Origin of the sequence: Blastopirellula sp. J2-11 (assembly GCF_024584705.1) — a bacterium.
Lineage (GTDB): Bacteria > Planctomycetota > Planctomycetia > Pirellulales > Pirellulaceae > Blastopirellula.
In genome coordinates, this window is record NZ_CP097384.1 from 2210481 (window position 1) to 2224303 (window position 13823).

Annotated in this window: 14 protein-coding genes; 8 read left to right on the plus strand and 6 right to left on the minus strand. The window is 56.0% G+C overall.

Features of this window, described 5'->3' with window-relative positions; genetic code table 11:
• Window positions 1-119: 119 nt before the first annotated feature.
• Window positions 120-2186 (minus strand): hypothetical protein, encoded by a 2067-nt coding sequence (locus tag M4951_RS09030; protein WP_262026154.1) that lies wholly within the window; start codon window positions 2184-2186, stop codon window positions 120-122.
• 43 nt (window positions 2187-2229) lie between these two features.
• A complete protein-coding gene (locus M4951_RS09035; protein WP_262026155.1) occupies window positions 2230-2730 on the minus strand; it encodes an RNA polymerase sigma factor in 501 nt (166 codons plus the stop codon).
• Window positions 2731-2857: 127 nt separating this feature from the next.
• Here M4951_RS09035 and M4951_RS09040 point away from each other — a divergent pair, with 127 nt between their 5' ends.
• Genes M4951_RS09040 through M4951_RS09060 form a run of 5 tightly spaced genes read left to right on the plus strand, consistent with a single transcriptional unit; the run spans window position 2858 to window position 6528 of the window.
• Entirely contained in the window at window positions 2858-3919 is a 1062-nt protein-coding gene (locus M4951_RS09040; RefSeq protein ID WP_262026156.1) for a hypothetical protein, read from the plus strand.
• Window positions 3912-5273, plus strand: a complete 1362-nt coding sequence (locus tag M4951_RS09045) for a hypothetical protein (RefSeq protein WP_262026157.1) — start codon at window positions 3912-3914, stop codon at window positions 5271-5273. Before M4951_RS09040 ends, M4951_RS09045 begins: the two co-directional genes overlap by 8 nt.
• A gap of 36 nt (window positions 5274-5309) precedes the next feature.
• Complete coding sequence (locus M4951_RS09050) at window positions 5310-5570, plus strand: DUF4236 domain-containing protein (protein ID WP_262026158.1); 261 nt, start codon at window positions 5310-5312, stop codon at window positions 5568-5570.
• Window positions 5571-5575: 5 nt separating this feature from the next.
• Window positions 5576-5869 carry a hypothetical protein gene (locus M4951_RS09055; protein ID WP_262026159.1) on the plus strand — a complete coding sequence of 98 codons (294 nt, stop codon included), beginning with the start codon at window positions 5576-5578 and terminating at the stop codon, window positions 5867-5869.
• A gap of 8 nt (window positions 5870-5877) precedes the next feature.
• Entirely contained in the window at window positions 5878-6528 is a 651-nt protein-coding gene (locus M4951_RS09060) for a pentapeptide repeat-containing protein (RefSeq protein WP_262026160.1), read from the plus strand.
• Between the two features lie 91 nt (window positions 6529-6619).
• Here the strand turns inward: M4951_RS09060 and M4951_RS09065 are convergent, their stop codons facing one another.
• Entirely contained in the window at window positions 6620-7462 is an 843-nt protein-coding gene (locus M4951_RS09065) for a hypothetical protein (RefSeq protein ID WP_262026161.1), read from the minus strand.
• A gap of 855 nt (window positions 7463-8317) precedes the next feature.
• Here M4951_RS09065 and M4951_RS09070 point away from each other — a divergent pair.
• Together M4951_RS09070 and M4951_RS09075 are read left to right on the plus strand one after the other, a co-directional pair.
• Entirely contained in the window at window positions 8318-9274 is a 957-nt protein-coding gene (locus M4951_RS09070; RefSeq protein WP_262026162.1) for a DUF1559 domain-containing protein, read from the plus strand.
• A 301-nt stretch (window positions 9275-9575) separates the two neighbouring features.
• Window positions 9576-9848, plus strand: coding sequence for a hypothetical protein (locus M4951_RS09075; RefSeq protein WP_262026163.1), 273 nt, complete (start codon window positions 9576-9578; stop codon window positions 9846-9848).
• Window positions 9849-9896: 48 nt separating this feature from the next.
• Here M4951_RS09075 and M4951_RS09080 read toward each other — a convergent pair whose 3' ends face one another.
• From M4951_RS09080 to M4951_RS09090, 3 genes are all read right to left on the minus strand, one after another.
• Window positions 9897-10559, minus strand: coding sequence for a DUF423 domain-containing protein (locus tag M4951_RS09080; protein WP_262026164.1), 663 nt, complete (start codon window positions 10557-10559; stop codon window positions 9897-9899).
• A gap of 216 nt (window positions 10560-10775) precedes the next feature.
• Window positions 10776-11033, minus strand: a complete 258-nt coding sequence (locus M4951_RS09085) for a hypothetical protein (RefSeq protein ID WP_262026165.1) — start codon at window positions 11031-11033, stop codon at window positions 10776-10778.
• A gap of 238 nt (window positions 11034-11271) precedes the next feature.
• Complete coding sequence (locus M4951_RS09090) at window positions 11272-12579, minus strand: NAD(P)/FAD-dependent oxidoreductase (protein WP_262026166.1); 1308 nt, start codon at window positions 12577-12579, stop codon at window positions 11272-11274.
• A gap of 142 nt (window positions 12580-12721) precedes the next feature.
• On the opposite strand from M4951_RS09090, the gene M4951_RS09095 reads away from it, so the two are divergent.
• Window positions 12722-13822: a hypothetical protein gene (locus tag M4951_RS09095; protein ID WP_262026167.1), complete on the plus strand. Its 1101-nt coding sequence runs from the start codon at window positions 12722-12724 to the stop codon at window positions 13820-13822.
• Window position 13823 lies beyond the last annotated feature (1 nt).

Sequence of the window (13823 nt, forward strand, 5' to 3'; positions counted from 1 at the left end):
CTTACCAGTGAAAAGCGAAAAGTATCTGTTTTTGGCCCAAACTGTGCCGCAAAGGGGCTGGTTTGGCGGTTATTTTTAACTTATACGTCTGCCGTCGATCATTCAACTGCATCTGTCATCTAAAATCCGTTTGTTCGTCGTCTTTCTGTCGCTCTTACCAGTTGTTCCAGGTAAGCAAACTCGGGGTGGCGGACCAGTTGTCGATTGGCGCGACCGAGCATCGAGGATAATTCCGCCGCATCGCCTCCGCGCTGACGCACAAAATAGGATTCACGCATCAACCCGCCTGCCTGAACCGCCAGTTGCGCAGCTTGTAGCGAAAGGGGCGACGCTTCCCACGACGGCGAAAATTGTAAGCGGCTCACTACCTGGATCTCTTTTTTGACTTGGCTGGTCGCAGGGTCGCGCCAAGTCGCTTCGATCCGGGCAACTTCGTTGGGGCCATCCGGCGTCAGGACCAGCTCAAACAATGTCGCGGCCGCTTCGTCGCCATGCAGTTGCAACGGAGCCTTGCCGGCGCCCAGTGCGGCCGCTTCGACTTGACAACCGACCAAGCGATACGATGCGACGCTCTTCGGATTCCAATGGACGGTCAAGCGGATGTCTTCGGCCAGGCGGGTCGACTTGCCGTAGACGACGCTTTCCAAGGCGCGAAGGATGGAGCGCTCGTGGTCACCGGTAAAGACCGAACCACTTTCGCGCCAGAAGTTCGAGCCCGACTCGTAGGGATCGTTCGCGTTGATCGTAAACCAGTGGTAATCCACTCGCTCTGAGTTGGCGTCTTCGATCAGCGGCTTCAACTCGCGGCGGTCCGCGTCTCCCAAGCGATCGATGCGGTCCGATAGGACGATCAAGGGACGTCGAATATCGCCAAACGAGGAGGTGCGCAGCGCAACGGCTGAAGAAAATCGAATTCCTTCCGCCAAGCAATCGCTGTCGTTCGGCTCCAATTGCCGCAACGTTTCTCGCCAGGCGATCGAATCGGCGGAAGTCGCGTCTTCGACCAGCGTGTGGCTAAATTCATCAATGCAAACGAGGGAGACGGTATCGTACGGAGACATTCGATCAATCAAATTGCCCAACGCCTGACGAACGCTGATCCAACGTCCGCTGCGCTGCATATTGGACGTCAAGTCGATGGCGATGGTCAAATGCGTCGGCGGGCGATCGACAATGTCGGCGCTGCCGGCCACCATGCCGACTTGCAACATCTGCACGCTGGAATTGGCGAAGACAGCAGGACCAGCGGCTGTACGCAGCGCGATCTCCTGGCGACCCGTTTCAATAAACAACGCGGCCCCCAGCGCCGCCAGCTCTTCCAGGCGAATCGGTTGTGGTACGCCTGATTCGTTGGTCAGCTGACTCGCAGCTTCGCGCCAGCTGCCTGCGGTGACAAGCGGCGCTGTGATGGAGGTCAATTTTGGATTGGGAAGCGAAACAAACGGCTGTTCTTCTTCGCGAAGCAAGAACTGGCGGTCAAAGCCAGGAGCCAGCGAGAAGTACTCGGCTTGTTGATCGGTCGAAGGGGAGCGACGAATCTCACGCGGCAAAGCGTCAATCAGCGGGCGAGCGCCCAGCGGTTTCCAACGCATTAAAAACGCGTCCGCCATCAAGTCTGCAGGCAAGTCAGAAGCCAAGTGAGCCAATTGCGGATCCAGCGGCGCCTTCCGCGGCTGCAACGCGGCGTTCCAAGCGACTGTCTCGGACGGGACGGGTGACGAAGAGGACGGTTCACTCTGCGGTAGCTCAAGATTCTCAATGTCGGCCGGGACCGGACCGAGCCAACTCAAAAGCCCCGCCGAATCGCTCGAGACGTCACCAACTGCTGAGTACAGTTGCGGCGGCTTCGCCGTCGGAAATACCACGGAATGCCAGCGCAGCAGTGAGAATGCCAGCAGTAAGCAAGCGGCGGTTCCCCAAGCCATGCCGTGGACAAGCGAGCGTCTCGAAGTCCACCCAGTGGTTCGCGTGCGATCTTCCCGGGAGCTGCGCTTGGTGCGCGAACCATGCAAAATTCGCTCTGGCAGGCCAGGAGGAATTGTCACATCGCGCAGCGCAACGTCGATTTCGGCTTCGCTCAAGGGAGCCTGCGACGCGGCTTGAAGTCGCGCAGCAAGCCCCGCCGGCGTCGGCGTACGGCGAAGGACGTCGTCCAAATCGTCAAATTGTGGATCTGGGGTATCCACTAGGGGGGAATGCTCCACGTCAAACAGGAAGTCAGGCTATCTGTCACTTCGGTTGACGTGCCGAAAGATATTCCCGCAGACGCCCTCGGGCTCGATTCACGCGTGATAAGACCGTTCCGAGCGGAACTCCCAGCGTTTCGGCCGCTTCACGGTGAGTTAGCTCACCAACGACGACCAGCAGGAGGGTTTCTTTCAATTCGACCGGCAGACGATCGAGGGCCAGCTGCATTTCGGCGCTCAGTTCGTCACCAAACGGATCGGCGTCAAGCGAGGCTCGATCGAGCGTTTCGGAGTCTCCGACGCACTTCACGTCACTTTTTTTCCGCCAGCGATCGATGATCCGGCGGCGCAAGATGGAAGCGAGCCAAGCACGTTCGCTTCGCTCGGGATCGAGTTTCGCTCTCCCTGTCCAGACCGAGCGAAAAGCCTCTTGCAGCACATCTTCGGCCAAATGGCGATCACCGAGCATCCGAAACGCGACGCGATAGAGCGCCGGGCTATGCTCGTGAATGAGTCGCTCAAACTGCTCAGAAGATAAGGGCAACGCGGAAATCTCCGACGGGCCAGTGACGCGAAATGGAAACCATTATCATAACATAACGGTTATTTTTCGCCGCTGATTTTACAGCAAACTCGCTCTCCCCTTCGTGGTGGACGATAAGATAAAGAGTATGAACGCTTCGGATTCCTCGAAAAAACGCCCTCCCCGCAATTATTTCGCTCGACGCGAGCAGGTTCGCCTCTTTTTGCTGTCAGGAGCGTTGACGCTGACTTGCGCGTTGATTTATCAAGCGGCCCAGCCTGAAACTTGGCGGCGGCTGTTTGGCGGCGAAGAGCGGCCGACGACCGCAGAAGTAGAGGAAATTGACACGCGCGTTCCGCGTAAGGCGGTTGAAGATCAGCTGGTCGATGGGGCGTTTCGCGTTGTTCCGCCGACTCCATTTACGATGAATCGTGACGGCGGGAAACTCGATCCCGGCAAGTCGGCGGTTGCGGAAGAGCAACTCGCGCTCATTCGAGACGACACGGTCTTCCGTCAGGCCGAGTTCGCCCCTTGGCGCGAGATCTTCTTCGCGTTGCGGAAGACGCCCAGCGAGTTGTTAACTCCGGCCCAAGCCGAACCGGTGCAGTTCGCCCAGTTGTTTCGCCAGCCTGACGAGTATCGCGGCAAGCTGGTCGCGATCTCCGGCGTCATCAAGCGCGTGGTGCGGGTCGATGCGTCGGTCGAAGAGATGGGAGTCGACCACCTTTGGCAAATCTGGCTCTTCTCGGGGGCGGACGCCAATCCGACGGTCATCTATTCGTTGGAGTTGCCCGACAAGTTTCCGACGGGGCTTGAAGTCAACGAGCGCGCGACGATTGTCGGCGTTTTCTTCAAGCGTTGGATCTATCCGGCGAAAGGGGGCATTTTTACGGCGCCGCTGTTGCTTTCGAAAAGCATCGCGTGGTCCCCTCCCCCGCCGGCTCGGACGTTGTCGAACTGGCAACTTGCTCTCGGCGTCATCGTGTCGATCATCGCCGCTCTGGTGATCGCGACATTGATTTTCCGCAAGAGCAACGACGCGGACTCGGTGGTGGAGCAAAAAATTCGTGAGCGTCAGGCTGAGAAATTCAGGGCCGAAGCCGGCGAATTGGACTCCGGCGTCTCGGTGCGAGATCAACTGCGCATCGTCGCAGCCGAGCTAAAGCAACAGTCTGGCGAATCTGAAAGTGACAAAGCCGAACATGAATAGCACCGCTCGAACAATCGTCCTCTTGCTGATCAGCGCGGCGCTGGCGTCGCCGCTGAGCAGTCGCGCTGACGTACCGGAAGTGAGCGAGCTTGATTTGTCGACCCCGCAAGGATTTATGGCCGGAATCGGGTTCGACGAAAGCTACTACAAGATGTTCAGCGACGACCAGCCGATCGATGAAGAGGAGCAAGAGCCGTTGATTCGTTTGCTGTCGCGGATTCGTCGTCCCAAGCCGAAACAGATCGAAGCCTGGCTGCAGCTTCGACCAGATTGGGGCGCGTTTGTCGATCAGCCGGCAGAGTCGCGTCTCGATTGCTTTTTGTTGGTGGGACGCGTCGTCAAGATCGAGAGTCGCCCGATCCTGCCTGAATTGGGCGCCGTGTATGAGCTTGAAGATTTTTATTCGCTGGAAGTGATTCCAGATGACAGCGATACGAGCGCCGTCAAACGGGTGATCTTGTTGTCGCTCACGATACCGGAGCGTTTCAAGCAGCTAGTCGACCAGCCGGCAGGCGCTATCAATGAGCCGATTAGCGCCGCCGCCTACTTTCTGAAGCGAACGACGCCGGCCGCTGCGGCGGAGGTGACGATTGCGGCGGTGACCCAGCGCGTTTCGTGGCACCCCGACCAAGTTAGCGCGTCGCTAGGCGTCAATCAAGGACAGATCTTGCTGGCCGCGCAAGGAGTCGATATCGGCCAGTTCGACACCGTTCGCGATCGCGCGGCGTTCAACGGGCTCGAAAACGAGTCGTTCTATCAATGCATGGCGGCGATCTCGTCGATTTCTCGCGAGCAACTCGCCAAGGTCGCGACTCCAGTCTCGTTGCCGCAACTGTTGACCGATCCCGGCAGCTATCGGGGCGCGGCGGTGCGAGTTTCTGGTACGGTGCGGCGAATCACCAAGATTGTGGTCGATGAAGAAACGGCTCGCCGCCGCGGGCTCGAATATTACTACGAGATCAATCTCTTTGTCCCGCTCGAGACGCCGATTATTTCTCAGGCGCATGCCGACACGTCGACGCGCAAAGAGTTTCGAGACTCGTACCCGGTTGTGCTTTGTTCGCGTGAGCTGCCCGCCGGCGGCAGTGTGAGCGACGACTTGCATTTGCAAGTGACGGCGGATGGGATCTTTTACAAGGACTGGGCCTATCGAACCCCGTTCATGTCGACGGACGATCCCAATCGTCGGCAAATCAGTCCCCTGTTCATCGTAAATCGCCCCCGCACCTTGGAGGGCGCCTCGGCGGCGGAGGTCAATTCGATCGCACTCTGGATCCTAATTTTCGCAGTTCTTGCGTCGAGTTTGGGAATTGGCGCCGGCGTAATGCTGGCGGGGAAGCGGAAACGACGGTAAAACATTTGGCGTCGTCACATCGCGCGGAGATCTGTTGTGGGTTGGTCCTATCGCAAATCAATCTCGCTGGGGCCGTTGCGGATTAATTTCAGCAAGAGCGGCGTCGGTTTCTCGTTTGGAATCCCCGGCTTCCGCGGCGGCATGAGCGCCAGCGGCCGAAAATATGTGTCGGCCGGGATTCCCGGAACCGGAATCCGTTATCAAAAATCGGGCAAAACGTTGATGTCGCTCATCGATTTCAGCAAGCCTGCGAAAAAGAAAAAACGAACGTACAAACGCAAACCAACGATTAGGTGAAGAACGTGGATATTCAATTTGTTCGCATGGTGCGTACCGATAGCTCTGAGCGTTTTGTATTGTTGGGAGCCGACGGCGCCGAAGTCGGCATGTTCGATCTTCACTTCTTGACGAGCGGCAGCGTGATCGGCTCGCTGATCTTACTCGACGCTTCACTCGCCGAATCGGCCGAAAAGCTGCTGCACAAAATCGACGAAGAACTGCTGCCGGCCGTCAGCCTGGACGAGAAGAATCTATCGTTCACCGTCGTCAAAGGAGAGCTGATCGGCACTTTCTCCTCCAACGACGAAGACGAGTAGCGGTGTCGATGCGCAAAAAAATATCGGGCTACGGACTCCTCGCTCCCGATTTGCCGGACGAAGAGCAACTGGTCCCCTGCTCTCTCGCTACGATCCAAGACGATCAGGTCTACGACCGACTCTGGATTCGGGGAGAACGCGAGCCGGCGATGCTGGATCGGCTGACGATTTCGGAGTCGCGGCTCGATCAGATCAGCTGGTCTCAGGCCAAGTTGCCCGAAATCTCGCTGCGTGACGTGAAAGCGTCGACCTGTGACTTTTCGAACGCGCGGATGCCGAACAGCGATTTTCAGCAAGTCGAACTGATCGGCGCCAAGCTGGTCGGCGTTGACTTTAGCGAATCGATCTGGCGCAACGTCGTGCTGACCAAATGCAATCTCTCGTTCTGCACTTGGCGCGGAGCTCGGCTGAAAAACTGCCGGTTCGAAGATTGCGAACTGAGTGACGCCGAGTTCGATCTCGTGCAGTTTGACAATGTCGAATGGATCGACAGCCGCATGCGCCGCAGCCGCTTCTATGGCGCGAGACTCACAGAAACCAAGATCATCCGCTGCGAACTGACGGACTTCGGCGCCACGGCGGATGATCTCCGCAAGCTGACGATCGACGCTCCCGGCTGGCTGCAATTGGCGCCGCTGTTTGATGTGACGATCGGGTAGGCTTTGCGCTCTCTATTGGATCGACTGCGAACCATCGCCATCTCTGCATGGCAATGGTTATGACCGGCGTTGATCGCGGTTGGATCACCCCTTAAAAGGTTCTGCAGAGCCGAATGCCGATCGATTGCGTGATCGTTTGCCAAGTGGAGCTGCCGACAAGGGTTCCAGCCTTGATCCGATTGGGATCGCTCGGATCGGGGCTGGAGAAGGTGCTGTTGAAGTTAAACGTCTTGTTGCCGGTGACGCCAAAGACATAGCTGCATTCTAGGAACCAAGACCGGCAAAAAAAGTGGGTGACGCCGATTTCAGCGGACCCGCCCCAGACCCAGCCAGAATCGGAGAAGTCTTGCGGCGCTCCCGAGATGTCGCTGCGTGTTCCGTTGATATCGGCGAAACCGACCAGGTCCACAACTTCGGTTCTCACGTTCGACAAAGTAGGACCGCCGCCGATGAAAACAAATCCAGTGCCAAACGAGTGTCCCACATAAGGACGAAAGGCCATCTGATCGATGATCTGGCTCTTTAGCGACGTGGCAATCGCGTTGCCTGTAAAAGGAACAGGATTCGCCGGATCCGCTGCATAAGTGAACGTTCCAACCTGAGGCAGACGAACCAATCGAGTGTCGGAACTCGTCCCGAGGTAATCATTGGTGAATTTAAAACCCCATAATTGGTGCGCACTCTGGTCGAAGTGCTGGAAGTAACCCAATTCGATCGAGGGGGATAAATTGAGTTGCGTCTCCATAAAAATCGGAGTGCCGCCGGTCGCATCGTCCGGTCCATCCGCCGTGCCGGTCGCGATGGTGACTCCGCTCTCGATGACATCTGACGTTCCCACGGCGATGACATCCTGATTGCCGAAGTTCATCGAGTTGTAATTAAAGCCGAGCCCAAGATAGCGAGCGCTGCGAGGTACAAGCGACTGCTCGCCCATTTCCATGTCGAATTGGGCTGATGCAGGCGGCGATGTGGCCAGAACGGCTAGTAATACAAGAGCTGGAAAAAGCAAAGCCGAATAGAAGTTGCGCATGGAGTGCCCCAAGAATGATTACATTGGCTCGGCCTTAAAATGATCACGCGTTCCCCTGACTCTGGGATTCTGCCGCAGATTCGAGCGAAGCAATGACATTGGACCGCTTGGTGACTATCGCGATTCCGACCCCGGTAGAATCAGTAGAACCGTTAAAATGTACGGAATCAGCAAAACGCCCCCATTCGAATGGCATGAGAGGAGCCGGGCTGCTTAGACCGATCTCAGCATTTCCAATTGGAGAGAGCGCCATCGAGAATACGAGCGGTCGTCGAATCTGCTTGGATTGGCAATCCAGCAACCAGAGAATGGAAAAGCCTCGTGCTCGATCCTGCTTTTTCCACGACAGTTCGGAAAAGTCCCAAATTTTTTGGCGGAATTGCGTGTATAGCGACGCTTGGTGAGAGAGGGATCGCCGTCTCGTTCTTACCGCTGAGAGCGGAGATTCAAACGGCCTTGCCTAGAAAAATGATGAATAAACCGGCGCTTCCTCGCGGATTTTCAACAAAAAATCGGGATGAATGGTTGTTCTTGGGACTCTCGTTGGATAATTATTCAGATAAATGAATTTTTAATGCGACATGTTTCACCAGAAGAGTTCCCCATTTAGAGGTATGGAAGCTTCTATGGACCCTTTGTATGGTGACATCCGCCCCCACTAATTGTGACCACTCCCCTCATGTCCTTGTGTTTGCGAATCAACCGTTTGGCGCATTTGCGTCAAGCATTCCATTCTACGTATCTTAGGGACAAACTCTTATGCAGACCTTTTGTGTCGGCGGTCGCCGCCGTAGTGCTTTTACGCTGGTCGAATTGCTGGTGGTCATCGCGATTATCGGCGTCTTGATCGCGCTGCTTTTGCCGGCGGTTCAACAGGCCCGCGAAGCGGCTCGCCGCATCAGTTGCACCAACAATCTAAAGCAAATCAGCTTGGCGATGCACAACTATCACGACACTTTCCAGTCGTTGCCATACGGACAATTCAGCTATGGCATTTTCGCGAATTCTTACCTAGGAACCTCCGACACGGACGTGTATCCCAACGGATCTAGTTGGTTTCAATGCATTTTGCCATTCGTCGAACAGTCGGCGATGTACGATGCGATCAAGACCGACATGCTTTCGATGCCCACAATCAGCTTAAGCGCCACGGTGCGAAACACGGTGGTGGAAGGTTTTGTCTGCCCATCCGATCCCAATGGCGGCAAGGTTGGACATGATGGTTTCCAGGGGAATTATCTTGGAAATACCCACACCGAAAATTCTGGAATCAATTCGGCGAACGCGACCTACATGAACGGCCTTTTCTATACGAAGTCGGGGGTCAAACTTCGAGAGATTACCGACGGACTCAGCAACACGTTGATGATGGGAGAATGTCTTCAGGGTTCGCCAGACGGCCCAGCGGCGACGGAATACGATACGACGGCCAACTATTGGAATTCGCAGGCTACGGAAACGACCTTCAACACCGGAAGTCGCGGTTTGTTTGTCCCAGATTACAACGCCGCCGACCATTGCGTTGATACGCCGAACAAGCCTTGTACGTTCAGCAATGCGTACTCTTCGTGGTTTGTGCTGCGCAGTGAGCACCCCGGCGGCATCATGGTGTCGCGAGCAGACGCGTCCGTCTCTTTTATCCAGGAAAATATCAGCAATACGACCTTGATCGATCTCGCGAATCGCAGGGACGGAAACGTGATTACGCAGTTCTAGCGTCGATATTTTCGGAGAGCGCGGCGCCTTCGTCAGCCGGCGCTTTTGTCTTGGGTCGTACCGATCGCTTCTGCTGCAAAAAAGCTCGCAGCAGAAGTCGATGGATATATTTGTTTTTCATGCCAATCATTAACAATTTGGGACGGCTGAGGGAACATGATGTGTTTCTGGCCGTATGCATCACATGTTAAGTACAAGCAGTAAGCTGTCGGTGCAATGCGTTCTGTTCGTAATTGCAGTTATGGGTATCGCTGGCTGTTCGCGCGGACCAGAAATATTTGAGGTTTCCGGAATGATTACCATGGACGGAAAGCCTGTCGAAAGAGGGGACGTCACGTTTTTCCCGGCTGACGGCCCGGCGACAGAAACCGTCTACGCGTACATCAGTCAAGGGAATTATACGCTGAAATGCACCGGCGGAGAGAAGAATGTATTGATCGCCGGCATGGCCACCGAAGAGAAAATCATACCGGAGAGATACATGAACCAAAGCGGTTTGACCGCCAACGTTTCGGCCGAGAATACCGTCATCGATTTTGAACTGACTGCGAAGCCCAGTCGGCGAAGCAAGTAGGTGCTGAGACGGCAAGCGGCCGGCGGACCGCTTGCCTGCACGCTGCTTCTATGCCGGCCTTTTGGCCTTCATCGATACGACGATAAGACAAATCCAACCCGCGGCCAAGAGAATTGCTCCCACGGGAATCGGTACTCGGAGCGTCGGCATCGATAACGCTGCGGCGGCGCTCATGCAGACTGCGAACAGAAGGTTGCCAACCGTAAAACAGGCGCCTCCGGCGATCGCAATCCTGGAGTCGCCGCCTGCTTGCGCTCCGATCAGTCCCAGCGCAATCATCGCTAGGCCGTTGAACATCAGGTAAAAATTTCCGGTCAGATAGCGGAGCCAAGCATCCTCATTTTCGCGTCGGTCGATGATGCTGATTTCCGTGGTAGCGTCGCGGGCGATTGTCCCGTCCGGGTGAAGGACCGCGGGAACAGCCACCGCTTTTTCCAGAAGTACGTTGTCAAGACGCAGTTTCACCTGATCGCTTAGCACAGCGCCTGCAAGCACGGCGATCAGTCCGAATATTCCTCCTGCAATCATATTGTAGTGTGCCATGGGAATCGCTTTTTTTATGGGAATGATGTGTGGCCTAGTCAGAATTTGATTGTAAGTTATATATCGCATGGCGATAGTCTGATTATATGAGAATAATCGACATTTGATCTCTGCACGCGCAACCTCAATAAGATTCGGCCGATTGGTCAAGAGTTCCAGGGATTCCATTGATCGCCGCTGTTGGAAAGAGGGCTGAGTGAGAGTGCGGCTTCATCTATCTGGCGTTATTGCATCGCGTGTGGCGTCAGCGCCGTGACCACGCAATGGCGAGCAAGCCGCAGGCGAGCCAAGCCAAACCAGCGAAGATCCCCATGGCGACGCCCAGGGCGCCGTATTCTTCCGCCCCTTTGCCTACAGCAACGATCCAGATAATCGGCGAAGTAATCACAAGCATCCAGCCGTTAACAAACGCGATCGTTCGAGCATTTTGCTGCTGTTTTTGCCCCCCTTTTCCAGTCGTGCTTGCGTCTCAAGCGGATCGCTCCAGGGATTAAACAGGAAGAAGTAGGAGTAGAGCAGGCCACCGAGTGGAACCAGGGTGAAGAATAGGCCCCCGTAGAGATGATCGACGTTACGCGTAATGATCCAAGCTATCGTCGCGCTGCCTGCAATGATCAGCATCAAAGCAAGCCAGATACGCACGGAAATCCGCCGCCAATAGGCTTGGGATTCGGCGAGTTGTTGAGATGCCTTGGGCCTATCCATCGAGTTATTATTATGCACAAGAAACGGCGTCTGGCCGGGCAGATACGTGCACGGCTCAGCACAAATGCCCAATGCCGAAGCAGCAGAGCATCTGGGCAGTTTTATCGTCCATCGCTGACCGCCGCTTCATGAGATATTCGTTCTGAGTCATTCATTATTTGCCCCGATTGGCGAATCATGATCTCAGAATATCATCCAGCTCTTCCTGGCGATAATCTTCGCCAGTGATCAGTCGGGCCGAGTGATTGAATGTGGAGTAAGCCCAGCTCCATTGCATCAGCACCAGCAAGCGGTTCTCGAACTGGATCAATTGCATCAAGTGAACGACCAGCCAAAGGACCCAAGCGACGAAGCCGGTGAATTTCCATTTGCCAAGGACGGCGACGGCTTTCGATCGGCCGATGGTCGCCAGGCTGCCGGGATCGCTGTAGTGGAACGGTTGGGACGGCTTTTGCTGAATGCGATCGACGATGGTTTTCGCGGCGTATTTGCCTTGCTGCATCGCGACGGGGGCGACGCCGGGAAGCGGGTGTTCACCCTGATGCGGAAAGCAAGCCATGTCGCCGATAACAAAGATCTCGGGATAACCGGCCAGCGTGCAGTCTGGTTCAACTATCACGCGACCGCCGCGATCCGTCTTCGCGCCGGTGCGTTCGGCCAGCTTGCGTCCCAAGGGGGAAGCCTGAACGCCGGCCGCCCAGATAATGGTTTTGGCGCGGATGGTCGTCTCTTGATCTTCGTGAGTCACGACGACCGAGCCTTCTTCGACCAGTTTGACCTTGTGGTGGTTGTTTACCTCGACGCCGAGCTTGGTGAGCGACATCCGCGCATTTTCAGAAAGCTCTGGCGGAAAGGGAGAGAGGACGCGCTCACCGGCGTCGACCAAGATGATGCGCGCATCAGAGGGCGTAATATTTCGAAAGTCATTCTTCATGGTTTGCCGCGAAATTTCGGCCAACGCGCCGGCAAGTTCGACGCCGGTTGGACCGCCGCCGACAATCACGAACGTCATAAGTTCGGCTTGCTCAGTCTTGTCGGTCGCACGCTCCGCTTGTTCGAAGGCGGAGAGGATTTTGCGGCGGATCTCGGTCGCATCTTCAATCGATTTCAAACCTGGCGCCGTCTTCGCCCATTCGCAGTTGCCGAAGTAGCCGGTTTCGGCGCCGGCGGCCACAATCAGCGAATCATATTCAACTTCGCCGTCATGCAAAATTACTTTGCGGTTGACAGGGTCAAAGTCGGCGACATCGGCCATGACGACTTCGGTATTGCGCTGACGAACCAAGATGCGTCGCAGCGGAGTCGCAATATTCGCGGGAGAGAGACCGCCGGTCGCAACTTGATAAAGCAGCGGCTGAAACAAGTGGAAGTTGCGCCGATCCACCAGTTTTACGTGAACAGGGGATGACTTTAAACTGCGCGCAGCAAAGAGGCCGCCGAAGCCGCCACCGATAATCACAACTCGATGCGTATCGCCCTTCATGGAGGTACTCCCAGGTGAATTCGGGGCTTTCATTGTCGCTATTTCTAGAATTCCTTGAAGCAGGGTGCAAATTGCGGATAATCAAATTCATGCGCGGATGGCATTTTTGATTCCCCCCACAGCCTCGAACAAGGATCTCGACATGCGGAAAACGCTTGGAGCCATTGTGCTCAGCTTCATGATGGTAGCTGGTTTACACGCGGCCGACTCGGAAATGTACGGTCTGAAAAAAGGAACGCCCGAAATAAAATCGGCCGGTCCGCTCGCGTTCGCCCCCGACGGCGTGCTGTTGGTAGGCGATCCGAAGTCAGCCGCCGTTTTCGCCATCGCTACGGGCGAGAAGCCTGGCGCACCCGATAAAGCAACGTTTGAGATCACCTCGCTACGCGAAAAGTTGGCGAAGGCGATCGGCGGAAGTCCGGCTAAGCTGAATATTACGGATCTGACGGTTAACCCAGAAACTGGCTCGCTTTATCTATCGGTCACCTCCGGCGACAAGCCGGCGCTGGTGAAGATTGACGCCGAGCAAAACGTTACGCCTTTGAAATTGAAGGATGTCGCGTTCGCCGAAGTGAAGTTATCGGACGCCCCGGCCGACGAGATAAGCGGCGAAGGTCGTCGTCGTCGCAACCTGCGTAACGAGTCGATTACCGATCTCGCCTATGCCGACGGTCAGGTAATCGTTACCGGTCTGGCCGCAGGCGAAGGCGCTTCGGCGGTTCGCAGCGTTCCCTTCCCCTTCACCACCGGCGATCAACTGTCGCGCATCGAGATCTTTCACGCCGCGCATGGCCGTGACGAAGATTACGCCGCGATTCGGACGTTCGTGCCGTTTAACATCGGCGGCGAACCTCATGTGTTGGCAGGCTTCACCTGCACGCCGCTGGTGAAGTTTCCGGTCAAGCAACTGCAGAGCCAGGAAAAGGTAAAAGGAACGACCGTCGCCGAACTGGGAAACCGCAACCAGCCGATCGACATGATCGTCTACGAAAAAGGGGGCAAAACCTACTTGCTCTCGGCCAATACGGCGCGCGGCGTGATGAAGATCAGCACCGAAGATCTGGAACGCGAAGAAGGTTTGACCGAACCGGTCAAAGGGGGCGGAACCGCCGGGCAATCGTTTGAATCGATCGCCGACTGGGAAGGCGTGGTTCAATTGGCCAAGTTGAATGACGCGAACGCCGTCGTCGTCATGCAAGGTGCTGACAATGGTTGGACGTTGAAGTCGATCGCGCTGCCGTAGG